Origin of the sequence: Paraburkholderia sejongensis, assembly GCF_020880815.1 — a bacterium.
In the GTDB taxonomy this organism is placed as follows: Bacteria; Pseudomonadota; Gammaproteobacteria; order Burkholderiales; family Burkholderiaceae; genus Paraburkholderia; species Paraburkholderia sejongensis.
In genome coordinates this window covers 306,241-329,627 of the sequence record NZ_JAJITD010000007.1, presented here as the reverse complement: position 1 = coordinate 329,627, position 23,387 = coordinate 306,241, and the positions used below count along the sequence as shown (strand labels likewise).

General features: G+C 65.5%; 20 protein-coding genes. 14 read left to right on the top strand and 6 right to left on the bottom strand.

Features of this window, described 5'->3' with window-relative positions; all coding sequences use genetic code 11:
- Positions 1-110: 110 nt before the first annotated feature.
- The 3 genes from clpA to LJ656_RS16435 form a co-directional block, all read right to left on the bottom strand.
- Positions 111-2,408: an ATP-dependent Clp protease ATP-binding subunit ClpA gene (clpA, locus tag LJ656_RS16445; protein WP_230510455.1), complete on the bottom strand. Its 2,298-nt coding sequence runs from the start codon at positions 2,406-2,408 to the stop codon at positions 111-113.
- Positions 2,405-2,719 (bottom strand): ATP-dependent Clp protease adapter ClpS, encoded by a 315-nt coding sequence (gene clpS / locus LJ656_RS16440; RefSeq protein ID WP_008919570.1) that lies wholly within the window; start codon positions 2,717-2,719, stop codon positions 2,405-2,407. Before clpS ends, clpA begins: the two co-directional genes overlap by 4 nt.
- Positions 2,720-2,871: 152 nt before the next feature.
- Positions 2,872-3,333 carry a hypothetical protein gene (locus tag LJ656_RS16435; protein ID WP_230510525.1) on the bottom strand — a complete coding sequence of 154 codons (462 nt, stop codon included), beginning with the start codon at positions 3,331-3,333 and terminating at the stop codon, positions 2,872-2,874.
- Between LJ656_RS16435 and LJ656_RS16430 the strand changes: the two genes are divergently transcribed.
- Positions 3,281-3,487 carry a cold-shock protein gene (locus tag LJ656_RS16430; RefSeq protein WP_007180614.1) on the top strand — a complete coding sequence of 69 codons (207 nt, stop codon included), beginning with the start codon at positions 3,281-3,283 and terminating at the stop codon, positions 3,485-3,487. The genes LJ656_RS16435 and LJ656_RS16430 overlap by 53 nt on opposite strands.
- Positions 3,488-3,685: 198 nt before the next feature.
- Here the strand turns inward: LJ656_RS16430 and icd are convergent, their stop codons facing one another.
- A complete protein-coding gene (gene icd, locus LJ656_RS16425; protein WP_230510454.1) occupies positions 3,686-4,942 on the bottom strand; it encodes an NADP-dependent isocitrate dehydrogenase in 1,257 nt (418 codons plus the stop codon).
- Between the two features lie 393 nt (positions 4,943-5,335).
- Between icd and LJ656_RS16420 the strand changes: the two genes are divergently transcribed.
- The 12 genes from LJ656_RS16420 (at position 5,336) to LJ656_RS16365 (ending at position 19,675) form a co-directional block, all read left to right on the top strand.
- Entirely contained in the window at positions 5,336-5,905 is a 570-nt protein-coding gene (locus tag LJ656_RS16420) for a pseudouridine synthase (RefSeq protein ID WP_230510453.1), read from the top strand.
- 372 nt (positions 5,906-6,277) lie between these two features.
- On the top strand, positions 6,278-6,475 hold the full coding sequence (locus tag LJ656_RS16415) for a hypothetical protein (protein ID WP_230510452.1): 198 nt from the start codon (positions 6,278-6,280) through the stop codon (positions 6,473-6,475).
- Between the two features lie 143 nt (positions 6,476-6,618).
- Positions 6,619-7,134, top strand: coding sequence for a DUF192 domain-containing protein (locus LJ656_RS16410; protein ID WP_230510451.1), 516 nt, complete (start codon positions 6,619-6,621; stop codon positions 7,132-7,134).
- A gap of 265 nt (positions 7,135-7,399) precedes the next feature.
- Complete coding sequence (gene fusA / locus LJ656_RS16405) at positions 7,400-9,505, top strand: elongation factor G (protein WP_230510450.1); 2,106 nt, start codon at positions 7,400-7,402, stop codon at positions 9,503-9,505.
- Between the two features lie 258 nt (positions 9,506-9,763).
- Entirely contained in the window at positions 9,764-10,291 is a 528-nt protein-coding gene (locus tag LJ656_RS16400; RefSeq protein ID WP_230510449.1) for a cupin domain-containing protein, read from the top strand.
- Positions 10,292-10,319: 28 nt separating this feature from the next.
- Positions 10,320-11,354, top strand: a complete 1,035-nt coding sequence (locus LJ656_RS16395; protein ID WP_230510448.1) for a HoxN/HupN/NixA family nickel/cobalt transporter — start codon at positions 10,320-10,322, stop codon at positions 11,352-11,354.
- Positions 11,355-11,553: 199 nt separating this feature from the next.
- A complete protein-coding gene (locus LJ656_RS16390; protein WP_230510447.1) occupies positions 11,554-13,227 on the top strand; it encodes an ABC transporter substrate-binding protein in 1,674 nt (557 codons plus the stop codon).
- A gap of 79 nt (positions 13,228-13,306) precedes the next feature.
- Positions 13,307-14,335 (top strand): ABC transporter permease, encoded by a 1,029-nt coding sequence (locus LJ656_RS16385; RefSeq protein WP_230510446.1) that lies wholly within the window; start codon positions 13,307-13,309, stop codon positions 14,333-14,335.
- Complete coding sequence (locus LJ656_RS16380) at positions 14,332-15,252, top strand: ABC transporter permease (protein WP_230510445.1); 921 nt, start codon at positions 14,332-14,334, stop codon at positions 15,250-15,252. Before LJ656_RS16385 ends, LJ656_RS16380 begins: the two co-directional genes overlap by 4 nt.
- Positions 15,249-17,507, top strand: a complete 2,259-nt coding sequence (locus LJ656_RS16375; RefSeq protein WP_230510444.1) for an ABC transporter ATP-binding protein — start codon at positions 15,249-15,251, stop codon at positions 17,505-17,507. The genes LJ656_RS16380 and LJ656_RS16375 overlap by 4 nt, the downstream gene beginning before the upstream one ends.
- Positions 17,508-18,042: 535 nt before the next feature.
- Positions 18,043-18,873 carry a hypothetical protein gene (locus tag LJ656_RS16370; RefSeq protein WP_230510443.1) on the top strand — a complete coding sequence of 277 codons (831 nt, stop codon included), beginning with the start codon at positions 18,043-18,045 and terminating at the stop codon, positions 18,871-18,873.
- A 328-nt stretch (positions 18,874-19,201) separates the two neighbouring features.
- Positions 19,202-19,675, top strand: coding sequence for a Rap1a/Tai family immunity protein (locus LJ656_RS16365; RefSeq protein WP_230510442.1), 474 nt, complete (start codon positions 19,202-19,204; stop codon positions 19,673-19,675).
- A 224-nt stretch (positions 19,676-19,899) separates the two neighbouring features.
- On the opposite strand, the gene LJ656_RS16360 is transcribed toward LJ656_RS16365, so the two are convergent.
- Complete coding sequence (locus LJ656_RS16360) at positions 19,900-20,745, bottom strand: aldo/keto reductase (protein WP_230510441.1); 846 nt, start codon at positions 20,743-20,745, stop codon at positions 19,900-19,902.
- A gap of 243 nt (positions 20,746-20,988) precedes the next feature.
- Here LJ656_RS16360 and LJ656_RS16355 point away from each other — a divergent pair, with 243 nt between their 5' ends.
- Positions 20,989-21,735 (top strand): GntR family transcriptional regulator, encoded by a 747-nt coding sequence (locus LJ656_RS16355; RefSeq protein WP_230510440.1) that lies wholly within the window; start codon positions 20,989-20,991, stop codon positions 21,733-21,735.
- A gap of 144 nt (positions 21,736-21,879) precedes the next feature.
- Here the strand turns inward: LJ656_RS16355 and LJ656_RS16350 are convergent, their stop codons facing one another.
- Positions 21,880-23,301: a CoA transferase gene (locus tag LJ656_RS16350; RefSeq protein ID WP_230510439.1), complete on the bottom strand. Its 1,422-nt coding sequence runs from the start codon at positions 23,299-23,301 to the stop codon at positions 21,880-21,882.
- Positions 23,302-23,387 lie beyond the last annotated feature (86 nt).

Here is a 23,387-nt window from a genome sequence, read left to right as displayed (position 1 = left end):
CCTGGGCTGAGCCCACGGAAATCAACGCTCAAAAAAAAAACGGCGCGGGATAAAACCCGCGCCGTTCTGCTTTCTGCTGATCCGGCTTCGTGCAGAGCCGGGCCCGCGTATTACTCCACTTCCACCGCTTCCGGATTCGGATTGCGCGGCGCCGGATGCTCGTCGAAGGTCAGCTGCACCTTGTCTTCCGCATCGACGTCGACCGTCACGCGGCCGCCGTTCATCAGCTTGCCGAACAGCAACTCGTCGGCCAGCGCGCGACGGATCGTGTCCTGGATCAGGCGCTGCATCGGCCGCGCGCCCATCAGCGGGTCGAAACCGTGCTTGGCCAGATGCTTGCGCAACGTGTCGGTGAAGAGCGCGTCGACCTTCTTCTCGTGCAGCTGATCTTCCAGCTGCATCAGGAACTTGTCGACCACGCGCATGATGATTTCTTCATCCAGCGCACGGAAGCTGATCGTCGCATCCAGACGGTTGCGGAACTCCGGCGTGAACATGCGCTTGATGTCGACCATCTCGTCGCCCGCCTCCCGGCGGTTCGTGAAGCCGATCACCGACTTGCCCATCGCCTCGGCGCCCGCGTTCGTCGTCATAATGATGATGACGTTGCGGAAATCCGCCTTGCGGCCGTTGTTGTCCGTCAGCGTGCCGTGGTCCATCACCTGCAGCAGCACGTTGAAGATGTCCGGATGCGCCTTCTCGATTTCGTCGAGCAGCAGCACGCAGTGCGGCTTCTTCGTGATCGCTTCGGTCAGCAGGCCGCCCTGGTCGAAACCGACGTAGCCCGGCGGCGCGCCGATCAGCCGGCTCACCGCATGACGCTCCATGTATTCCGACATGTCGAAGCGGATCAGCTCGATGCCGAGCGTGAACGCGAGCTGCTTCGCGACTTCGGTCTTGCCGACGCCGGTCGGGCCCGAGAACAGGAACGCGCCGATCGGCTTGTCGAGCTTGCCCAGACCCGCGCGCGCCATCTTGATCGCGGCCGACAGTGCGTCGATCGCCGGATCCTGGCCGAACACGACGCTCTTCAGATCGCGGTCGAGCGTCTGCAGCTTGCTGCGGTCGTCTTGCGACACGCTTTGCGCCGGCACCCGCGCGATCTTCGAGATGATTTCCTCGATCTCGTTCTTGCCGATCGTCTTCTTCTGCTTCGACTTCGGCAGAATGCGTTGCGCCGCGCCCGCTTCGTCGATCACGTCGATCGCCTTGTCCGGCAGATGACGATCCGTGATGAAGCGCGCCGACAACTCAGCCGCCGCCGACAGCGCACCCGACGAATACTTGACGCCGTGATGCTCTTCGAAACGCGACTTCAGTCCGCGCAGGATCGCCACCGTCTGCTCGACGGTCGGCTCGGTGACATCCACCTTCTGGAAGCGCCGCGACAGCGCAGCGTCTTTCTCGAAGATGCCGCGATATTCGGTGAAGGTGGTCGCGCCGATGCACTTGAGCGTGCCCGACGACAACGCCGGCTTCAGCAGATTCGATGCATCCAGCGTGCCGCCCGACGCGGCGCCCGCGCCGATCAGCGTATGGATTTCATCGATGAACAGGATCGCGTGCGGACGCTCCTTCAGCTCTTTCAAAACCGTCTTCAGACGCTGCTCGAAGTCGCCTCGATACTTGGTGCCGGCGAGCAGCGCGCCCATGTCGAGCGAATAGACCTGGGCGTCCGCAAGGATGTCCGGCACTTCGCCGCGCGTAATGCGCCACGCGAGCCCTTCGGCGATCGCGGTCTTGCCGACCCCGGCCTCGCCGACCAGCAGCGGATTGTTCTTGCGCCGGCGGCACAGCACCTGCACCACGCGCTCGACTTCCGACTCGCGCCCGATCAGCGGATCGATGCGGCCGTCCTTCGCCATCTGGTTCAGGTTCTGCGTGAACTGGGCGAGCGGCGTTTCCTTCTGCGCGGCGGCTTCGTCGGACTCGGCATTCGCGTCGCTGGCCTTCGCGGCAGCCGAACTGCTCGTCTTGGCGATGCCGTGCGAGATGAAATTGACCACGTCCAGGCGCGTGACGCCCTGCTGCTGCAGGTAGTACACCGCGTGCGAGTCCTTCTCGCCGAAGATCGCGACCAGCACGTTGGCGCCGGTCACTTCCTTCTTGCCGTTCGAGGTGGACTGCACATGCATGATCGCACGCTGGATCACACGCTGGAAACCGAGCGTGGGCTGCGTGTCGACGTCGTCCGTGCCCGGCACGGTCGGCGTGTTGTCATGAATGAAGTTGCGCAGGTTCTGGCGCAGATCCTCGATATTGGCCGCGCATGCACGCAACACTTCTGCCGCCGTCGGGTTGTCCAACAGCGCAAGCAAAAGATGTTCGACCGTTATGAACTCGTGCCTTGCCTGGCGTGCTTCCATGAACGCCATGTGCAGGCTGACTTCCAGTTCCTGGGCAATCATGCTTCCTCCATCACACACTGCAGCGGATGCCCGGCCTGCCGTGCGTGGGTAACGACTTGCTCGACTTTGGTCGACGCGATGTCCCGCGTATAGACCCCACAAACTCCCCTGCCCTCGCGATGCACCTTCAACATAACCTGCGTTGCGGTTTCACGATCCTTATTGAAATATTCCTGCACGATCATCACGACGAATTCCATCGGCGTGAAGTCGTCATTCAGCAGCACCACCTTGTACATGGAGGGCGGCTTGAGCTTCTGCTCCTGCCGCTCCAGTACGGTGCCGTCCTGCTTGTCCGGGATAATCGCCATACACCCATTCTAAACAACTAGGACAGGCCCGCAATCCTGTCAAAACCCGGCCGCCCGGCCGGTGAACCCGTTCGCCGCCGCCCGGCCGTCACGATGTTGTCATGATCGCCGTGGCACGCTCGCTTTCGACGGGCCGATCGCGGTGCCGGCCCCTATCCTGTCCTGCTGCGCGCTAGGTGCTGCAGCGCGGTCGGATCGAGTATCGCACAACCTGCCGGAGCTGGCTGGCAGCGCTCGCGGCGCTGGGCGCCGGCGCCTCGGGCACTGTCAGCAGGTGAGACGATTATGCGACTTTTCAAGGCCTGCCGCTTGCGCAACCGCACATAACGGAAGCGGTAAAAACCCTGGAAAAGCAGCGTGTTTGCAACGCGACAACGGCGTCTCAAAATTTCCTTGACACTCGAATAAAGAGCCTCAACAATCAAGCTGGCACTTTTTTCACCAAGCAATAATTTCGAAAAAATGCCGATGGTGAGCTTGTGAGGAGGAAGCGACTGCCTTGTGTAGTCGTGGCTTTTCGAGGGCTCGTGGTAGTGACATGAGTTACAGGGGAAGTTGGAAATGGCAACTGGTACGGTCAAATGGTTTAACGACGCCAAAGGTTTCGGATTCATCACGCCTGACGAAGGCGGTGAGGATCTGTTTGCGCACTTCTCGGCAATCCAGATGAACGGGTTCAAAACCCTCAAGGAAGGCCAGAAGGTGACTTTCGAGGTCGTGCAAGGCCCGAAAGGCAAACAGGCATCGAACATTCAGGCACCCGCCTGAAGCGGCTTCGTTCTGAGGCGGGTTGTTATCCGTCTTTGGAAAACCCGGCTTTATGCCGGGTTTTCTTTTTTGCGGCCGGCTTTTTGCAATGCGGATCTTTCGGCCGTAAATACGCGCCGGGACTACCGCTAAAAAAATACCCCGGCCGCCTTCCGGCGCCGGGGTATTAATGTGCGCCGCATAATCGCAGCGCATCATTTACATATTCTCGATCATTACTCGCCCAAATGCTGAACACGATACCTGGGTCGCCCCTTCCATCAAACGGGCGAAATCGTAAGTCACGCGTTTTTGCAGGATCGATTTTTCCATCGAACTAATGATTAGGTCCGCCGCCTCGAACCAGCCGAGGTGGCGCAGCATCATTTCGGCCGAGAGGATTTCCGAACCCGGGTTCACATAGTCCTTGCCCGCGTATTTCGGCGCAGTCCCGTGGGTCGCCTCGAACATCGCAACCGAATCCGACAGGTTCGCCCCCGGCGCGATGCCGATGCCGCCGACCTGCGCGGCCAGCGCGTCCGAGATGTAGTCGCCGTTCAGGTTCAGCGTCGCGATCACGTCGTATTCGGCCGGGCGCAGCAGGATCTGCTGCAGGAACGCGTCGGCGATCACGTCCTTGATGACGATGTCGCTGCCCGTCTTCGGATTCCTGACTTTCATCCACGGACCGCCGTCGATCAGCTCCGCGTTGAATTCCTTCTGCGCGAGGCCGTAGCCGAAGTCGCGGAATGCGCCTTCGGTGAACTTCATGATGTTGCCTTTGTGCACCAGTGTGACCGAGCGGCGATCGTTGTCGATCGCGTACTGGATCGCCTTGCGTACCAGCCGCTCGGTGCCCTCGCGCGAGACCGGCTTGACGCCGATGCCCGAGCTGTCCGGGAAGCGAATCTTCTTCACGCCCATCTCTTCACGCAGGAACTGGATGATCTTCTTCGCCTGCTCGGACCCGGCCGGCCATTCGATGCCCGCATAGATGTCTTCGGAGTTCTCGCGGAAGATCACCATGTTGGTCTTTTCCGGCTCGCGCACCGGCGAGGGCACGCCCTTGAAATACTGGACCGGCCGCAGGCACACGTAGAGGTCGAGTTCCTGGCGCAGCGCGACGTTCAGCGAACGGATCCCGCCGCCGACCGGCGTGGTGAGCGGCCCCTTGATCGACACCACGTATTCCTTCACCACTTCCAGCGTCTCTTCCGGCAGCCACACGTCCGGGCCGTACACGCGGGTCGCTTTCTCGCCCGCGAAGATTTCCATCCAGTGAATCTTCTTCTTGCCCGCATAGGCTTTTTCGACCGCCGCATCGACGACCTTGATCATGACCGGCGTAATGTCCACACCGGTGCCGTCGCCCTCGATGTACGGGATGATCGGCTGGTCCGAAACATTGAGCGAGAAATCGGCGTTGACGGTGATCTTGTCGCCACCGGTCGGAACCTTGATGTGCTGATACGGCATGATCGACTCCAGTGAAAACGGTGCAAAAGCTGATGGAAGACTGCGCAAGCGATGCCTCTCGCCGCGCACTGCCGAACGCCCGCGAGCGGCCTGGCCGTATTCTAGCCCACGCCCTGCGCGCGTCCCGACGCCCCGCGGCTCGGGGTTTTCCCAACATGGACGAAGACCCGATCGTGCCGCGCTCCTCTATAAGATACAAGAATCGTCATCCCGATTTATGCATTATCATCGCGCCATCCATCGATGGACCGATCTCGCGCGAAGTCGCCGTTTGCCGTCACTGGCTCGTCACGACACAGTGCGTGACAGTTTTGCCGGCGGCTGCCCGCGCAGCTCGATCACCACGCGGCCGCCTCGTGCGCGCCCTCCCTCTCTGTGCCGACCCTCTTCGCTATGCGCCTTCTCGCCCTGAACAAGCCGTTCGGCACCATCTGTCAATTCTCGCCGCATGAGACGCGCGCGTCGCTCGCCGACTGGGTCAAGGTGCCGGGCGTCTATCCGGCCGGCCGGCTCGATTCCGATAGCGAAGGCCTGCTGCTGCTCACCGACGACGGCGCGTTGCAGGCCCGTATCGCCGAGCCGCGCCACAAACTCGTCAAACGCTACTGGGCGCAAGTCGAAGGCGCCGTCGATGCCGCCGCGTTGCAGAAACTCGCGCGCGGTGTCGATCTCGGCGATTACGTGACACGGCCGTGTCGCGCGACTTACGTCGAGCCTTCACCAGCGCTGTGGACTCGCACGCCGCCGATCCGTTTTCGCGCGGCGATTCCAACCACGTGGATCGAGTTGTCGATCACCGAAGGCAAGAACCGTCAGGTGCGCCGCATGACGGCTGCGGTCGGTTTTCCGACGCTGCGTCTGGTGCGCGTCGGCATCGGTGCGCTTGACATTTTTTCACTTGGCTTGCAGCCCGGCGAGAGCATCGAATTGCGCGCGAACGCACCGTGGGACGGTGTCAAGTGAAGATACGAGACGTTGCAAATGTGCGGTACGTCCCCGCTCAAAATGCATTTCGCGCGCGCTGACGAGTGCGCCAGGCCGTTGTATTTGCACGCATTTGCGCGCGCCAAAAATTTCTGAAAAATTCGCGTCAACCGCCGCGCAACCCCACGCGTTATTCGACGCAGATGCCGCAGAAGCTATCCGGCATTGAGCATTAAAGACCTTTGCATAAGCCGCCGTACGTGGGCGAATACGAAAGTCCGAACGCTAGCAGACGCGTCGAAAAAATTGTTCGATGCGGCTGTCAACCGAAAGGTGGATGGCACGTTTACCGACATGACTCTACATATGCCGGGTCATTTGGTTAATTAACTCAAGCTGAGGATTCACACAATGAACAAACTGATCGCCGCTCTGGTCGCTGGCCTCTTCGCAACGGCAGCATTCGCACAAGCATCGGCACCGGAAGCAGCTTCGGCAGCTCCGGCAGCAGCAGCTTCGTCGGCAAAGAAGACCACCAAGCACCACGCTCACAAGAAGTCGCACAAGAAGGCAGCAGCTGCAGAAGCAGCTTCGGCAGCTTCGGAGTAAGTTGCTTGTAAAGACGCAGTCAAGAACAGCTTCACTGCCGTTCTTACGGCGTTGTAAGGCAGATCACCGCAAGGCGATCTGCCTTTTTGTTTTTGGCGCGCTCGCGTAACATGCGCGAGTCAATTTCAGCAAGGAGTCTTGCCGTGCGATTTTCCCTGCGCTCGTCGATGGCGCGTCTGGCCATTGCCGTTGCCCTGCCGCTCGCGGCACTCTCGTTCGCCGCCACCACCGTTCCCGCTCACGCGCAGCAGATGCCGCCGGGCGCGAAGCAGCCGGGCGACTTCCCGCGCGTGAAGCTGACCGCCGGCATGTACGTGATCGACGCGGCCGTCGCCGCCAACGACGCGGACCGCGAACAGGGCTTGATGTATCGCACGCAGCTCGCGCCGAACGAAGGCATGCTGTTCGTGTTCAACGAAAACGCCGGTCACTGCTTCTGGATGAAGAACACGCTGATCCCGCTGTCGATCGCGTTCATCCGCGCGGACGGCACGATCACCGACATCGCCGAGATGCAGGCCGAGACCACCGACAACCACTGCCCGACTCACAACGGCGTGTTCGCGCTGGAGATGAACAAGGGCTGGTTCGCGTCCAAAGGCATCAAGCCGGGCATGCAGATCAAGGGTCTGCCGCCGGTGCCGGGCGTGACACAGTAATAAAACGCTTGCAGAGGCACGCGGCGCGGCGCCGCTCCAGCGCGTTGCCGCCGCGAGAAATGCCGGCGCCCCTTCCCGGGGGCGCCGGTTTTTTTTCGTCCGCCGAGCCCCGCGCGAGCGGCCTCGCCGCCGGCTGGCAGGATTCATGCAAAAGACCAACCGACGCGCTATCCTTGTAATCTCGAAAAAGCAGCACCCCACTCCCCGGGCGGCCCACGCGGTCGCCCGGCATGCGTTTCAGGCGCGCCATTCCAAGGAGGTTCACGTGCCCCGCAAGACTCCCATCGAGCGCTACCGGAATATCGGCATCAGCGCTCACATCGATGCCGGCAAAACCACCACCACTGAACGCATCCTGTTCTACACCGGCGTGACCCACAAGATCGGCGAGGTTCACGACGGTGCGGCGACGATGGACTGGATGGAACAGGAGCAGGAGCGCGGCATCACGATCACGTCGGCGGCCACCACCGCGTTCTGGAAAGGGATGGCCGGCAATTATCCGGAGCACCGGATCAACATCATCGACACCCCCGGGCACGTCGACTTCACGATCGAAGTCGAGCGCTCGATGCGCGTGCTCGACGGCGCCTGCATGGTCTACGACTCGGTCGGCGGCGTGCAGCCGCAATCGGAAACGGTGTGGCGCCAGGCGAACAAGTACAAGGTGCCGCGCATCGCGTTCGTCAACAAGATGGACCGGGTCGGCGCGGACTTCTTCCGCGTGCAGCGGCAGATCGGCGATCGCCTGAAGGGCGTCGCGGTACCGATCCAGATTCCGATCGGCGCCGAAGAGCACTTCCAGGGCGTGGTCGATCTCGTGAAGATGAAGGCGATCTTCTGGGACGACGCGAGCCAGGGGATCAAGTTCGAGTACCGCGATATTCCGGCCGAACTTGCGGCGACCGCGAAGGAATGGCACGACAAGATGGTCGAGGCCGCGGCCGAAGCGAACGAACAGCTGCTCGAAAAGTACCTCGGCGGCGAGCCGCTGAGCGAAGAGGAAATCAAGCACGGGATTCGCGCGCGCACGGTCGCCAATGAAATCGTGCCGATGCTGTGCGGCAGCGCGTTCAAGAACAAGGGCGTGCAGGCGATGCTCGACGCGGTGATCGACTATCTGCCGTCGCCGGTCGACGTGCCCGCGATCACCGGCCACGACGAGCACGACAAGGAGATCGAGCGTCATCCGAACGACGACGATCCGTTCTCGGCGCTCGCGTTCAAGATCATGACCGACCCGTTCGTCGGCCAGCTGATCTTCTTCCGCGTGTACTCGGGCGTCGTCAATTCGGGCGACACGGTCTACAACGCGATCAAGGAGAAGAAGGAGCGTCTGGGCCGCATCCTGCAGATGCACGCGAACGAGCGCAAGGAAATCAAGGAGGTGTATGCCGGCGACATCGCCGCCGCGGTCGGCCTGAAGGAAGCGACCACCGGCGATACGCTCTGCGATCCCAACCACGTGATCATCCTCGAAAAGATGATCTTCCCGGACCCGGTGATCTCGCAGGCGGTCGAGCCGAAGACCAAGGCCGACCAGGAAAAGATGGGCATCGCGCTGAACCGTCTGGCGCAGGAAGACCCGTCGTTCCGCGTGCAGACCGACGAGGAATCCGGCCAGACGATCATCTCCGGGATGGGCGAGCTGCACCTGGAAATTCTGGTCGACCGGATGAAGCGCGAGTTCGGCGTCGAGGCGACCGTCGGCAAGCCGCAGGTCGCGTATCGCGAGACGGTGCGCAACAAGGTCGAGGACGTCGAAGGCAAGTTCGTCAAGCAATCGGGCGGGCGCGGCCAGTACGGTCACGCGGTGATCACGCTGGAGCCGTCCGCACAAGGTAAAGGCTACGAATTTGTCGATGCGATCAAGGGCGGCGTGATTCCGCGCGAATTCATCCCGGCGGTCGACAAGGGCATCCAGGAAACGCTGAAGGCCGGCGTGCTGGCCGGCTATCCGGTCGTCGACGTGAAGGTGACGCTGACCTTCGGTTCGTACCACGACGTCGACTCGAACGAAAACGCGTTTCGCATGGCCGGCTCGATGGCGTTCAAGGAAGCGATGCGCAAGGCCAAACCGGTGCTGCTCGAACCGATGATGGCGGTCGAGGTGGAAACGCCCGAGGACTTCATGGGCAACGTGATGGGCGATCTGTCGAGCCGTCGCGGGATGGTGCAGGGGATGGAAGACATCGCCGGCGGCGGCGGCAAGCTGGTGCGCGCCGAAGTGCCGCTCGCCGAGATGTTCGGCTATTCGACCTCGCTGCGCTCGGCCACCCAGGGCCGCGCGACCTACTCGATGGAGTTCAAGCACTACGCGGAAACGCCGAACAACGTGGCCGAGGCGGTGATCAACGCGAAGCAGAAGTGAGGCGCTGAGCATCCGGCGTGGGCGGCGCAAGCATTGTGCCGCCCGCGCAGAGAACCGAAGCCCGTTCCTTGCGAACGGGCTTTTTTCATCGCGCGGCCAATGCGAGCCGCCTGGCTGTGCGCGCGGTGCAGCATGTGTTTTTTGAACGTGCCAGAATGCCGGACAGCAGTGCGCCGGTCGTGATGCACGACGCACCGTCGATCGAATCCCCGCGATCAAGCACCCAGGCGTGGCACAGAAGCCGGACAGGAGACAACCATGAGCCAGGATCACGAACACCCGCACTACCGGGACGAGCATCAGGCAGCCGAAGCCGCCGCGCAGATCGACTGGCGCGAGCACGGCGTGAAGGTCATCCGCGGCGATCAGCTCGACAGCAACACCGCGCAGACGCCGGGCATGAACCGCGCGGCCGCGATCAACGCGGCGCGGGTCGGCGCGCAGAAAATCTGGGCCGGCACCGTGACGATCCATCCGAATGCAAAGACCGGCGCGCATCATCACGGCGCGCTCGAGAGCGTGATCTACGTCGTGCGCGGTCAGGCGCGGATGCGCTGGGGCGAGCATCTGGAATTCACCGCCGAGGCCGGCCCCGGCGACTTCATCTTCGTGCCGCCGTACGTGCCGCATCAGGAGATCAACGCGAGCACCGACGATCCGCTCGAATGCGTGCTGGTGCGCAGCGACAACGAAGCGGTCGTGGTCAATCTGAACATCGACGCGGTCGAACAGCCCGAGACCGTCTACTGGGTCGATCCGATCCATAAGCATCCGCACGATCACTAACACCTCCGCTCACTTCGCATTGCGCCACATGACGCCCACCGCCTCGCTGCGCCCTCGCCTCGTCACCCTCTACGCGGTGCTGATCGCCGCCAATCTCGGCGCCTGGTTATGGGCGCTGATCGCGTTTCGCCACTATCCGCTGCTGCTCGGCACCGCGCTGCTCGCGTACGGCTTCGGCCTGCGTCACGCGGTCGATGCCGACCACATCGCGGCAATCGACGCGGTCACCCGCAAGCTGATGCAGACCGGCAAGCGGCCGCTCGGCATCGGTCTCGCGTTTTCGCTCGGGCATTCGTCGATCGTGATCGCGGCGACGCTCGGCATCGTCTGGACCACGCATTCGCTGCATGCGCGCTTCGAGAACTTCAGGGAAGTGGGCGGCACGATCGGCACGCTGGTGTCGGCGAGCTTTCTGCTGGTGCTCGCGACCGTGAACCTCCTGATTCTGCGCGACGTCTGGCGCCGCTACCGGCACGCGCAGCGCGATGGCGCCGGCGACCCGGCCGCGCACAGTGTGGCCGCGGCCGACACGCTCGCGCCGGCCGGACTGCTGTCGCGCGCGTTGCGGCCGCTGTTCCGGCTGGTCACGAAAAGCTGGCACATGTACCCGATCGGCGTGCTGTTCGGGCTCGGCTTCGACACCGCAACCGAGATCGGCCTGCTCGCGATCGCCGCGTCGCAGGCGAGCACCGGTTTGCCGCTCTACTCGATCCTCGTGTTCCCCGCGCTGTTCACCGCCGGCATGACGCTGGTCGATTCGACCGACAACGTGCTGATGGTCCATGCGTACGGCTGGGCGATGGACGACCCGAAGCGCAAGCTCTACTACAACGCGAGCATCACGTTTGTGTCGGCGCTGGTCGCGATCGTGATCGGCGGCATCGAGGCGCTCGGGCTGCTGTCGGATCGTTTCGGCCTGAGCGGCGGCGTGTGGGATGCGCTCGCGAGCCTGAACGAGCATCTCGGCTCGCTCGGCTATGCGATCGTCGCGGCGTTCATCGCGTGCTGGATCGGCTCGGTGCTGTTTCATCGCTGGCGGCGGCCGGCGGCGGTGACGCGGTGACGCCGTAGTGCGGCAGCGCCGCGAGCAATCGCTTACACTGAAACGGCTTTGCGCAGCGCTGCCGCTGTCGTCAGCGCGGCCGGCCGACACCGGTTTGCGCCGCGTTCACGACAGCCCGCTGTCCCTCGCGCTGTCGCGCTGCCCTAAGCACGGCGCGACGCTCAAGAACCGGCAACAGAACGGACTGGACACGCCATCGATGAAAACGCCCGTGGATCGCTTTCCCGCGCTGCCCCGCGCACTCGACCCCACCCGCCGCACCGCCGACGCCCTCGGCAACCACGCTCTCGATGAATTCCTCGCCGGCCGCATCACGCGCCGCGAACTGCTGCGTCATGCGAGCGTGATCGGCTTAGCGCTGGCGGGCGGCGGCCTGCTCGGCACGCCGCGCGCGCACGCCCAAGGCGCGACGGCGCCCGGCAATCAGACGATCCGCGTCGCGCATCTGACGCCGGCCGGCGCGGTCGATCCGCTGACCGTGACCGACGCCGCGAGCCTCGCGCTGCTGAATCAGACCGGCGAATTCCTGATCGACGACGACGGCGAAAAGCTGCTGCTCAAACCCGCGCTCGCGCTGTCGTGGAAGCCGAACGACAAGGGCGACGTGTGGACCTTCAAACTGCGCGAGAACGTCAAGTTCCACGACGGCCAGAGCTTCGGCGCGAAAGACGTGGTCGCCACCTTCGACCGGCTCGCCGATCCGGCCAGCGGCTCGGCCGCGCTGTCGGTGCTGAAGGGTGTGCTGTCCAAAGGCGGTGCGAAGGTCGTCGACGAACGCACGGTCGCGTTTCATCTGGACGCGCCGAACGGCAACTTCCCGTACTACGTTTCCTCCGACAATTACAACGCGGTGATCCTGCCCGCGAATTACGCGGGCAATTACGAAAAGAGCTTTCCCGGCACCGGCCCGTTCAAGTTCGAAAAGTATCAGCCGAAGGTCGGCGCGTCGTTCGTGCGCAATCCCGACTACTGGGGCGACAAGGCGCTGCCGCAGCGCGTGCAGTTCACCTTCTACGCCGACCAGCAGGCGCAGCTGCTCGCGCTGCAAGGTCATCAGGCCGACGTGATGGGCACCTTCACCGTGCAGGGCGGCGCGGCTATCCTGAACAATCCGGAGTACAAGGCGGTCGGCGTGAAGTCGAGCGCGCACCGGCAGATTCACATGCGCAACGACAGTCCGCTGTTCAAGGACAAACGCGTGCGCGAGGCGCTCGCGCTGTCGCTCGATCGCGAGGTGATCGTGCGCGGCCTGTTCAAGGGTCGCGCGCAGCTCGGCAACGACAGTCCGTTCGCGCCGGTGTTTCCGTCGTCGGACGCGGGCGTGCCGCAACGCAAGCTCGATGTCGAGAAGGCGAAGCAACTGCTCGCGCAAGCCGGCGTGCCGAACGGCTTCGACGTCACGCTGACCACCGAGAAATACATGGAGATTCCAGACCTCGCGGTGGTCGTGCAGAACGCCGCGAAGGCGATCGGCGTGCGCATCAATCTGAAGGTCGAAAGCCAGTCGCTGTATTACGGCGCGGGCACGCCCGGCAAGTCCGACTGGCTCGACTCGCCGCTCGGCATCACCGACTATGGCCATCGCGGCGTGCCGAACGTGTTCCTCAATGCGCCGCTGACCAGCAACGGCACATGGAACGCCGCGCACTTCAAGAACCCTCAGTACGACCAACTGGTTGCGCAATTCGTCGGGGCGCTCGACCTCGCATCGCAGCGAAAGATCTCCGGCGAGATTCAACGGCTGCTGCTCGACGAGACGCCGATCATCATTCCGTTCTTCTACGATCAGCTGATCGCGATGCGCAAGGGCGTGAACGGCGTGCGTTTCACCGCGCTCGCGCAGCTCTATTTCGATCGCGCGACGCTCAGTTGAGCGCGCAACATGCGCGCAGCTTGCGAGTGGATTGCACGCAGTTCGCACGCACGTCGCCCTTCTTTCACGAGGACTCACGATGTCGGCTCTGGCGCCCTCTCCCGCTTCCGCGACAACCCGCGCGTCCAGCGCGGCGCGCGGCAATGCGGGACGCGTCGCGCGCTTTCTGGCGACCCGCGCCGGGCTCGCGCTGATCACGCTGTGGCTGCTGTCGCTAATCGTGTTCGCGGGCGGCCAGTTGCTGCCCGGCGACATCGGCCGCGCGGTGCTCGGCCCGCTCGCCGACGCGCGCGCGGTCGCCGCGCTCAATCATCAGCTCGGCGCGGACCGGCCTCTACTCACGCAATACGTCGACTGGATCACGCATTTCCTGCGCGGCGACATGGGGCTCTCGTATGCGTATCGCGAGCCGGTGCGGCCGTTCATCGCCGACGCGCTCGCCAATTCCGCGAAGCTCGGTCTGCTCGCGTTCATCGTCGTCGTGCCGCTCGGGATCGCGGGCGGCATGTGGTCGGCGATGCACGCGGGCCGCTGGCTCGATCGCACGATCAGCATCGGCGGGCTCGCGGCGACCGTGGTGCCGGAGTTCGTGTCGTCGATCGTGCTGATTCTGGTGTTCGGCGTGTGGCTGCGCTGGCTGCCGATCGAAGCGACATATCCGCCGGATGCCGGCGTGCTCGAACAGCTGCGGCACCTGGTGTTGCCGGTGCTGCCGCTGGTGCTGGTGTTCTTCGGCTACATCGCGCGGATGGCGCGCGCCGGCACCGTCGAAGCGCTCGACGCGGACTATACCCGCACCGCGATTCTCAAAGGCCTGCCGCGTCACGTGGTGATCTGGCGGCACGTGCTGCGCAACGCACTGCTGCCGACCATCACGGTCGCCGCGACGCAGCTCGGCTACATGATCGGCGGCCTCGTGGTGGTCGAAACGCTGTTTCACTACCAGGGCATCGGCTCGCTGATCTACAACGCGGCCAAGGCGAAGGACTTTCCGATGCTCGAAGCCGGCGTACTGACGGTCGGGGTCGTCTATACGCTCGCGAATCTGCTCGCCGATGCGCTGTACGTGCTGCTCAATCCGCGCTTGCGGGTGGGGAGCGCCGAATGAGCGCGACTGTGCCGCCGAACGGGTCGAGCGGGCCAGGGGCGCCGGGATCACCCGGTTCGCCTGCTCCGGCCGCGCCGCCCGCTGCACGCGAGCCGCGCTATCCCCGCGCGCAACAACTGCTGCGCTCGCCGACCTTCGTCGTCGGCGCGCTGATCGTCGCGTGGTGGATCGTCTGCGCGATCGCCGGGCCGTGGTTCGTGCATCTCGATCCGTACGCATCCGATCCGCTGAACTCGCTGACGCCGCCCGATCGCACCCACTGGTTCGGCACCGATCAGCTCGGCCGCGACGTGTTCTCGCGGGTGATCGTCGGCGCGCGCGACATCCTCACGATCGCGCCGCTCGCGACGCTGCTCGGCACCGTCGCCGGCACCGCGCTCGGTCTGCTGGTCGGCTACTTCGAAGGCTGGGTCGATCACGTGGTCGGCCGCGTGATCGATGCGGTGCTCGCGCTGCCGCTCGTGATCGTCGCGCTGCTCGCGCTCGCCGCGCTCGGCGCATCGAACCTGACCGTGATTGTCGTGATCGGCCTCACGTTCACGCCGATCACCGCGCGCACCGTGCGCGCCGCGGTGTTCAGCGAACGCCATCTGGACTACGTGGCCGCCGCGCAACTGCGCGGCGAACGCGCGCCGTACATCATGTTCGTCGAGATCCTGCCGAACGTGCTACCACCGATCGTCGTCGAGGCGACCGTGCGGCTCGGCTATGCGATCTTCGCGGTCGCGACGCTGTCGTTTCTCGGCTTCGGCATCCAGCCGCCGTCGGCCGACTGGGGGCTCGCGCTGTCCGAGTCGTACACGCTAATGGCGGGCGGCGCATGGTGGACCGTGGTGTTCGCGGCGGGCGCGATTGCGTCGCTGGTGGTCGGCGTCAATCTGCTCGCCGATGGCGTGCAAGGAGTGCTCGACCGATGAACGGCGCGCCGCCCTCCCAGTCTTCCCCGTTCGCCGCATTCGACGTGTCGAAGAGCGAGCGCACCGATGCGCTGACGATCGTCGGCCTGACGGTCACCTACCGGATTCGCGGACGCGATCGCGAGGTGTTGCAGGACGTGTCGCTGCGGGTGCGGCGCGGCGAAGCGTATGGACTCGTCGGCGAATCGGGTTGCGGCAAGTCGACCGTCGCAATGGCGACGCTGCGCTATCTGCCGCGCGACGGCAAGGTGAAGGCCGGCAAGATCCTGATCGCCGGCGACGATGTGCACAAACTCGGCGCCGACGCGTTGCGCGAGCTGCGCGCGAGCACGGTGTCGATGGTCTATCAGGATCCGGGGCGCGCGCTCAATCCGTCGCTGACGGTGGCCCGTCAGGTCTCCGAAGCATTCGAAGCGGCGGGCGTCGCGCGCGACGAAGCGCTGCGGCGCACGCTCGAGATGCTCGAACGTGTGCGCATCGCCGCGCCCGAACGCGTGATGGACAGCTATCCTCATCAATTGTCGGGCGGCATGCAGCAGCGCGTAGTGATCGCGATGGCGCTCGCATCGAACCCGGCGCTGCTGATTCTCGACGAACCGACCACCGGTCTCGATGCGACCGTCGAAGCCGAAGTGCTCGACCTCGTTGCGCAGCTGCGCGCGGAACTGGGCACCGCGGTGCTGTTCATCAGCCACAACCTCGCGGTGATCGGGCGGATGTGCGAGCGCGTCGGCGTGCTGTACGCGGGCAAGCTGGTGGAGGAAGGCGCGACCGCGGACGTGTTCACGCGGCCACGCCATCCGTACACGGTCGGCCTGCTGCGCTGCCTGCCGAGCGCGGGACGCAGCAAGGACCGCGAGCCGCTCGATACGATCGCCGGCGGCCTGCCGCTGCCCGGTTCGGTCACGCAGGGCTGCATCTACGCGGAGCGTTGCCGGCTGGCGGACGAGCGCTGCCGTCGCGAAGCGCCGCCGCCGTACCGGCTCGCGGCCACCCATGGCGATCAGATGGCGCGCTGCCACTATCACGAGCGCGCGATCGAGTTGCCGCGCGCGGCGGCGGAGCATTCGACAGAATTTCCGCCCGCTGCAGCAGGTGACGTTCGCTCATCCACGCGCACTGCCCCGGTACTGCGTGCGCGCAATCTGTCGAAGACTTTCCACGTGAGCGGCGCGCCGTTGCGCGCGGTCGATGACGTGTCGCTCGAACTGGCGAGCGGCGAGACGCTCGGCCTCGTCGGCGAATCGGGCAGCGGCAAGACGACGCTCGCCCGGCTGCTGCTCGGCCTCACGACACCCGATGCTGGCAGCGTGCTCGAACTCGACGGCGCGCCGCTCGCCGCGCGCGTAACGCGCCGCAGCGACGAGCAGTTGAAGTCGCTGCAGATCGTGTTCCAGAACCCGGACTCGGCGCTCAATCGCGCGCATTCGGTGAAGCGGCTGATCGGCCGCGCGCTCGCGCGTTTCACCGCGCTGCGCGGGGACGCGATCGACGAGCGGCTCGCGACGCTGAGCGCCGACGTGCGCTTGCCCGAGCGTTATCTGGATGCGCGCTCGCGGCAGTTGTCGGGCGGCCTCAAGCAGCGCGTCGCGATTGCCCGCGCGTTTGCCGGCGAGCCGCGCGTGGTGGTCTGCGACGAACCGACGTCGTCGCTCGACGTGTCGGTGCAGGCGGCGATCCTGAACCTGCTTGCCGAACTGCAACGCGAGCGCGGCGTCAGCTACATCTTCATCTCGCACGATCTGCACGTGGTGCGCTACGTGTCGGATCGCATCGCGGTGCTGTATCTCGGCCGGCTGCTCGAGATCGGCCCGGCCGCCGCGGTGTTCGACGGACCTCAGCATCCTTATACGGAGGCGTTGCTGTCGGCGGTGCCGACGCTGCATGGCGATGGCATGCTCGACGTGCGACCCGACGCGCAGCGTGCGCGGATCCGGCTGTCGGGCGAGTTGCCGGGCGCGGGCGCGATGCCGTCCGGTTGCGTGTTCCATACGCGCTGTCCGCGCAAGCTCGGCGCGATCTGCGAGCAGCAGGATCCGCCGTTTGTCGATGCGGGCGATGCGGGCGATTCGGGCGATGCGGCTCAAGCATCCGTGCATCGGATTCGTTGCCATATTCCCGTGGCTACGCTGCGCGAGCTGCAACGCGCTGCGCGTGAGCATGGCAACGACGGCGGTGGCGGTGGCGGTGGCGGTGGCGACCGCGATACGACGAACCGGCTCGGCCCAAATGACTCGCCGCATGATGGCGGTTAGCCGCGCATCGCTCGTCGTCCCGTTGCATCCTGTTCTCGCGATCCAACGCCCCGTTCAATGCATTGCGCGCCGAGCCGATTCGCGACGCATCGATTGGCTTCGCGGCCGATCCGGTTCCCGTCGATCCACTGAGAACTTTGACGAAGCGCGCGAAGCGCCGGTTAGCCGTCGTTAATGCGTTCGCGTTTCACCGCGCGCCCCTCTCGCTCACGCCGCCCTTAACGAATCCCGCGCCGAATCGGGCTGTGCGGGGCCGCGCGTTTCATCGCCGAAACGTTTTGCCGCGTTTTCGCCGTGCGCGCATCGCACATTGCGCCCATGCCCGCGCCGCCTCAAGACTTTGCGCACCGTGGCATGGATATCGCTAATTTGGCCCGCATGGATTCGAAGCCCGGGCGCGTCTGCAACGCCGCGCGCATCGCTTCGACGACAACGGACTCGGGATGCGAAGACCCGCGCGCAGACAGGTCGACCGCCGTTGGAGCAGTTTGCGATGGCGGCAACGAGGTACCGTCGCTCGCTCGGGAGATGCGCGATGAAGACCAGAAAATTCAGTCAGTACTACTGTGGGGTTCGACGCGATGCGTTAATCGTCGCGACGCTAACGGCGCTCGCGAGCGAGTTCGGCTACGCGGCCTCGACGGACGTGGTCCCGCAGTGGCGGCAGATCGCCGCCGCGAGTGCGCCGGCGCCCGCGGGGTCCGCGCCGCTGCTGCTCGCGCAGAACGACGGCGCGGCCACCGGCACGCAAGCCAACACGCCGACAGCCGCCGACGATGCAGCCGCCGTCTTCGCGCCGGCCGGTTGCGGCAGTTTGGGCCTGGGCGGCTGCGGACCGCATGGCGGCGGCAGCGGCAATGGAAGCGCGGCGGGTTCGGCGAACGGCGGCGCAGCGGCGAGCAGCAATAGCGGAACCGGCGGCGGCGGCGGCACCGGCGGCGGTGCCGCGGCGGGCGCAGGGGGCGGCGGTGGCGCGGGCGGGAGCGGCAAAGGCAATAGCGGCGGTAGCGGTGGTGGAAGTAGTGGTGGTGGAAGTAGTGGCGGTGGAAGTAGCGGTGGTGGAAGCAGTGGCGGCGGCAGCAGCGGCGGTGGCGGAAGCAGCGGCGGCGGCGGGAGCGGCGGCTGCGGTTGCGGAGGCTCCGGCGGCGGCCAGGGCGGCGGCTCCAGCGGTGGTGGGCAAGGCGCAGGTGGGCATGGCGGTGGCTTCGGCGGTGGTGGCTTCGGTGGTGGCTTCGGTGGTGGTTTTGGCGGCGGCTTCGGTGGCGGCTTTGGCGGGGGCTTTGGCGGAGGCTTCGGCGGCGGTCACGGAGGCAAGGGTGGCGGCGGCAATGGCGGTGGCGGCAACGGCGGCGGCAACGGGCACTAGCAGTGGCCCGCGCGTTCGGTAAGGGCTGAGCGCCCTACCCGCCGGCGGCATGTCCCGGCATACTGTCCGCTATCCGCCGGCAACGGCGGTGACACTCGATCCCCCGGTCGAGCGTCACCGCCCGAGGCCGGTCGGAGCGGCCCGGCCGCCAGCGGCATCTGCGCCGACGGAGCCCCGCGGAGAACGCGCGTCAGATGCGTCCCGCGCCGTCACGCGCAGCCTGCCGCGAGCGCCGGGAACACAACCCCCATCGCGTGCGAGTGTTATGGAACCAATCCGAGACGACCGCCTCATATCAGATTCATCGTTCGATATGAGGGCCCACAACATGCAACGAAACGTCCCCCCTGCCGCGACACGCACGGTCGCCACCGTGCTGATGGCTGCCGCGCTGGGCCTCGCATCGCTCGCCAATGCGCAAACGCCGGCGCCCAAAGCGCCGCAGCCGTTGCAGCAAACCCTGTCGCAAGCCGCCCCGCCGGTCGATCCAACGTTCTCCGCCTACTCGCTGGTGCAGTCCTGCAAGCAACGTAACGACAACGTCGCGCAAGCTCAATGCGTCGGCGCGATCCGCGGGATCATCCACGGCTACCAGTACGGCGTGCTGTTCCTCGGTCAACGCGGGACACTGCCGGCGAACGAAACCCAACGCGTGTCGCTGTGCCTGCGCGACGTGCCGGTGTCGTCGATCGTCGACGACTTCCTCGCGGACGCCGCCCAGGTCGACGTGGAGTCCCTGCAGCACACCCCCGCCGAAGTCGCGGTACTCGGCTCGGTGCATATGCATCACCCGTGCACCTGACGGCGTCGGGCGCGGTGGCTGGGAAGGTCGCTTAGTTGGGTCGCTTAGTTCGGTCGCTTAGTTGGATCGCTTATGCGGCCTCTTCGCCGGGATCCTTTGGCGGCTCAGGTTGCTTCTCCCAGCCCGCACGCGGCGCCTCCACCGCACATCCGCGCCGATCCGCCCGCCTCGCCCACCGCCGCGCCCCCAACGCGCGGCGGTCGCGCTTCCCTCCCCCGCCTCACTCACAGCATTTCGAGCGCGCGCTTGCTGCGCGGCGGCTTGAAGTACGCATCGAGCGCGGCAAGCTCGTCGGCCCGCAGCTGCAATTGCGATGCGCGATAGTTATCGCGCACGTGCTCGACGCGCCCCGACTTCGGAATCGCGCAGACCCCGGGCTTCATGAGCACCCACGCGAGCGCGATCTGAAACACCGACACGCCGCGCGCATCGGCGATATCGTCGAGCGGCGAGCGCTTCGGCAAGCGCGCATGATCGACCGGGCTGTACGCCATCGCCGGCATCCCGCGCGCGGCCAGCCACGGCAGCAGGTCGAACTCCGGACCGCGCCGCGCGACGTTGTAAAGAATCTGATTGGTCACGCACGCGTCGCCGCCCGGCGTGGCGACGAGCTCTTCCAAATCGTCGGTGTCGAAGTTGCTGACGCCCCAGTGGCGGATCTTGCCCGCGTGGCGCAGCGCCTCGAAGCCGTCGATGGTTTCCGCGAGCGGCACCGAACCGCGCCAATGCAGCAGATACAGATCGAGCCGGTCGGTCCGCAGACGCTTCAGACTCTGCTCGCAGGCGGCGATCACGCCGCGCCGGCTGGCGTTGTGCGGATACACCTTGCTGACCAGAAACAGCTTGTCGCGCAGACCCGCCAGCGCTTCGCCGAGCAGCGTTTCGGTCGCGCCGTCGCCGTACATTTCGGCGGTGTCGATCAGCGTCATCCCGAGTTCGACGCCGCAGCGCAGCGCGTCGATTTCGGCCGCGCGCCGCGACGGCTGTTCGCCCATCTCCCACGTGCCCTGCCCCAATGCCGGAATGCGCTCGCCGTCAGGCAGGCTCACGCTTGCGATTTCGCTCGTCATAGTGACTCCTCGAAGTAGTTCGATCTGGTTTGGTTCGATGCGCGGCGCCGCCCGGCTGGTCGAGACGGGCGCTCAACGCGGGCGCACCAGATGACCGCGCGCGACACGCGCCGCCGGCTCCCGGAAACATAGCGACGAGTGTAGCGATTCGGCGGCCCGGCGACCGTGCATCTGACGAAAGCCCGCTATAACGCGGCGCGCCGATGTTCTAGAATTGCCGCTTGCCCTTCTCGCGTTAGCCCCATGACCACTGCCTCGGAAGACCGCTGGCGCGATCTGCGCCCGGACCCGGAAAACGACACGCCGCTTTATTTGCAACTCGCTCGCAAGCTCGGCAGCGCGATCCACGAAAATCGCTGGAACGCCGGCGAAGCGCTGCCGTCGGAGCGCGTGCTGTCGGAAGCGCTCGGCGTGTCGCGCATCACGTCGCGCAAGGCGATTGCGCTACTGGTCGAGCAGGGCCTGATTCGCCGCACCCAGGGTGCGGGCAGCTTCATCACACCGCGTTATGAAGATCCGCTGTCGCGGCTGTCGAGCTTCAGCGAAATGCTGCGACGGCGCGGCTTTACGCCGAGCTCGCGATGGCTGTCGCGTGAAATTTCGCCGGCCAATCGCGACGAGGTGATCCAGCTCGGGCTGTCGCCGGCCGCGGCGGTCGCGCGGTTGCGACGGCTGCGGCTCGCCGACGGCATCGTGATGGCGGTCGAGAACTCGACGTTTCCGGCCTCGGTCATTCCCGATCCGCAGGCGATCGGCGACTCGCTGTACACGTACCTGGAAAATCGCGGCCTGACGATCGTGCGCGCGTTGCAGCATTTCCGCGCGGTCAATGCGAGCGAGGAAATCGCGCAGCAGATGAGCATTGCGCCGAACGACGCGCTGTTGCTGATTACGCGGGTCGGATATACGGCGGATCAGCGGGCGATCGAGTTGACGGATACGTATTGCCGTAACGATTACTACGATTTTGTGGCGGAGTTGCGCAAGTAGACGGCGGTGGCGGGCCGGGCGTTAAGCGGTTGGCGTTGCGATGGCCGCCTGGGCCCAACGGTACTGTGCTTCGCCACGGCGCAGAAGCGACGCAAAAGCGACGCGGAAGCGGCCCGGAAGCGGCCCGCTAACGCGTGCCACCCGCTACAACCACTTCGCGTCGTGAGCGCCGACGCGCACCGGCGGCAACGCATAAAACGCCGGCGTCAATTCCAACTGCTCCGCCGGTTGCACCGCCAGCACGCTGCCGAACTCCGACTGCACACTCGCCACGCAATCGCGTACTTCGTCGAGCGACGGATCCGCTGCCTGCTGACCATTCTCAAGCAGCCCGAACGATTGCAGCCAGCGCCCCGTCTGCGCGAGCGATACCTTCACGTGCCAGCTGCCGCCCTCGCGAGCCCGCCGCGCAAGCGCGACCATCGCGCCGAACGCGGCCAGATAGCCGCTCGCGTGATCGAGCGCCTGGCACGGCAGATGGCGCGGCTCCTCACCGCCCGCCGCCGCGCGCTCGTGCCACGCGATCCCGCTCGCCGACTGCACCAGGCTATCGAAGCCGCGCCGCTGCGCCCACGGCCCGCTGTGCCCATACGCACACACCGAGACATAGACGATGCCCGGACGCACCCGCGCGAGATCGCCGGGACCGAAGCCGCGCGCCGCCAGCGCGCCCGGCCGATACGCCTGCAAGAACACGTCGGCATCGCGCGCGAGTGTGCGGAGCGTGTCGCGACCGGCCGCGTCGCGCAGATCGAGCAGCGCCGAGCGCTTGCCGCGACCGTTGTCGATCACGAGCGGCGCGATGTTCGGCAGATGCGGCCCGTTGATCATCAGCACGTCCGCGCCGTGATGCGCGAGCGCGCGGCCGGCCACCGGCCCCGCGATGATCCGCGACAGGTCCAGCACGCGCACGCCGGCGAGCGGCCGATCAACGATGGAAGCGGAGCCGGTGGCTGCGTGCCGCCCGGCAACGCACGGCGGCTCGGGCGCTGCATCGCCGATGCGCTCGATTTCGAACAACGACAAACCCGCGATCGCCCGCGCCTGTTCGAGCGCGGCCCATTCGTCCGGTGTCCGAATCAATGCGGCGCACAGTCCCGCGTCGGCAAGTGCGCTATCGAGCGCCGCGCCGTCCCAGCCGCGAATCGCCGCGGCCACCGCCGCTCGGCCGTTGTCGCAGCCGAGCAGTTCCAGCACGCCTTGCAGGTGATGCGGAAAATTCGTGTGCAGCTGGATCCAGCGACCGTCGCGCGTTTCGTAGAAACCGGTGACCGGATCGCGCAGCGCGGGCGGCGGCCCGCCATCGATGCGCAAATAGCGTTCGCTGCGAAACGCCGCCAGCGCGCGCCGCATCTGTACCGACACCTGCTGCCGGCGGCCGCTGCGCAAGCGCCAGTATTCGGCCGCGGCGAGCCCCGTCGCGGCGACCGTCGCGGACGCGAGCGTGCCGACCCGATAGACCGACGGCAACTCGGGGTCGGCGCCGCTCAGCGCGACCGAGTGCAGCGCGACCGGATCGCAGCCGGCGAGAGTCCAGATGTGCTTGAGGGCGAGTTCGGGTGTCATGAAAGCGAACGCGTTCGTCACGCGGGCAGAGAGAAAGTGCTCCGAGTCTAGGATTCCCAATTGCCGCGATCAATCTTGATTATCAT

Bases quoted from the DNA above. Each gene is read 5' to 3' on its own strand.
- clpA (WP_230510455.1), bottom strand. From the start codon at position 2,408: ATGATTGCCCAGGAACTGGAAGTCAGCCTGCACATGGCGTTCATGGAA.
- clpS (WP_008919570.1), bottom strand. From the start codon at position 2,719: ATGGCGATTATCCCGGACAAGCAGGACGGCACCGTACTGGAGCGGCAG.
- LJ656_RS16430 (WP_007180614.1), top strand. From the start codon at position 3,281: ATGGCAACTGGTACGGTCAAATGGTTTAACGACGCCAAAGGTTTCGGA.
- LJ656_RS16435 (WP_230510525.1), bottom strand. From the start codon at position 3,333: ATGAATCCGAAACCTTTGGCGTCGTTAAACCATTTGACCGTACCAGTT.
- icd (WP_230510454.1), bottom strand. From the start codon at position 4,942: ATGCCGTATCAGCACATCAAGGTTCCGACCGGTGGCGACAAGATCACC.
- LJ656_RS16420 (WP_230510453.1), top strand. From the start codon at position 5,336: ATGCGCCTTCTCGCCCTGAACAAGCCGTTCGGCACCATCTGTCAATTC.
- LJ656_RS16415 (WP_230510452.1), top strand. From the start codon at position 6,278: ATGAACAAACTGATCGCCGCTCTGGTCGCTGGCCTCTTCGCAACGGCA.
- LJ656_RS16400 (WP_230510449.1), top strand. From the start codon at position 9,764: ATGAGCCAGGATCACGAACACCCGCACTACCGGGACGAGCATCAGGCA.
- LJ656_RS16395 (WP_230510448.1), top strand. From the start codon at position 10,320: ATGACGCCCACCGCCTCGCTGCGCCCTCGCCTCGTCACCCTCTACGCG.
- LJ656_RS16390 (WP_230510447.1), top strand. From the start codon at position 11,554: ATGAAAACGCCCGTGGATCGCTTTCCCGCGCTGCCCCGCGCACTCGAC.
- LJ656_RS16385 (WP_230510446.1), top strand. From the start codon at position 13,307: ATGTCGGCTCTGGCGCCCTCTCCCGCTTCCGCGACAACCCGCGCGTCC.
- LJ656_RS16380 (WP_230510445.1), top strand. From the start codon at position 14,332: ATGAGCGCGACTGTGCCGCCGAACGGGTCGAGCGGGCCAGGGGCGCCG.
- LJ656_RS16375 (WP_230510444.1), top strand. From the start codon at position 15,249: ATGAACGGCGCGCCGCCCTCCCAGTCTTCCCCGTTCGCCGCATTCGAC.
- LJ656_RS16370 (WP_230510443.1), top strand. From the start codon at position 18,043: ATGAAGACCAGAAAATTCAGTCAGTACTACTGTGGGGTTCGACGCGAT.
- LJ656_RS16365 (WP_230510442.1), top strand. From the start codon at position 19,202: ATGCAACGAAACGTCCCCCCTGCCGCGACACGCACGGTCGCCACCGTG.
- LJ656_RS16360 (WP_230510441.1), bottom strand. From the start codon at position 20,745: ATGACGAGCGAAATCGCAAGCGTGAGCCTGCCTGACGGCGAGCGCATT.
- LJ656_RS16355 (WP_230510440.1), top strand. From the start codon at position 20,989: ATGACCACTGCCTCGGAAGACCGCTGGCGCGATCTGCGCCCGGACCCG.
- LJ656_RS16350 (WP_230510439.1), bottom strand. From the start codon at position 23,301: ATGACACCCGAACTCGCCCTCAAGCACATCTGGACTCTCGCCGGCTGC.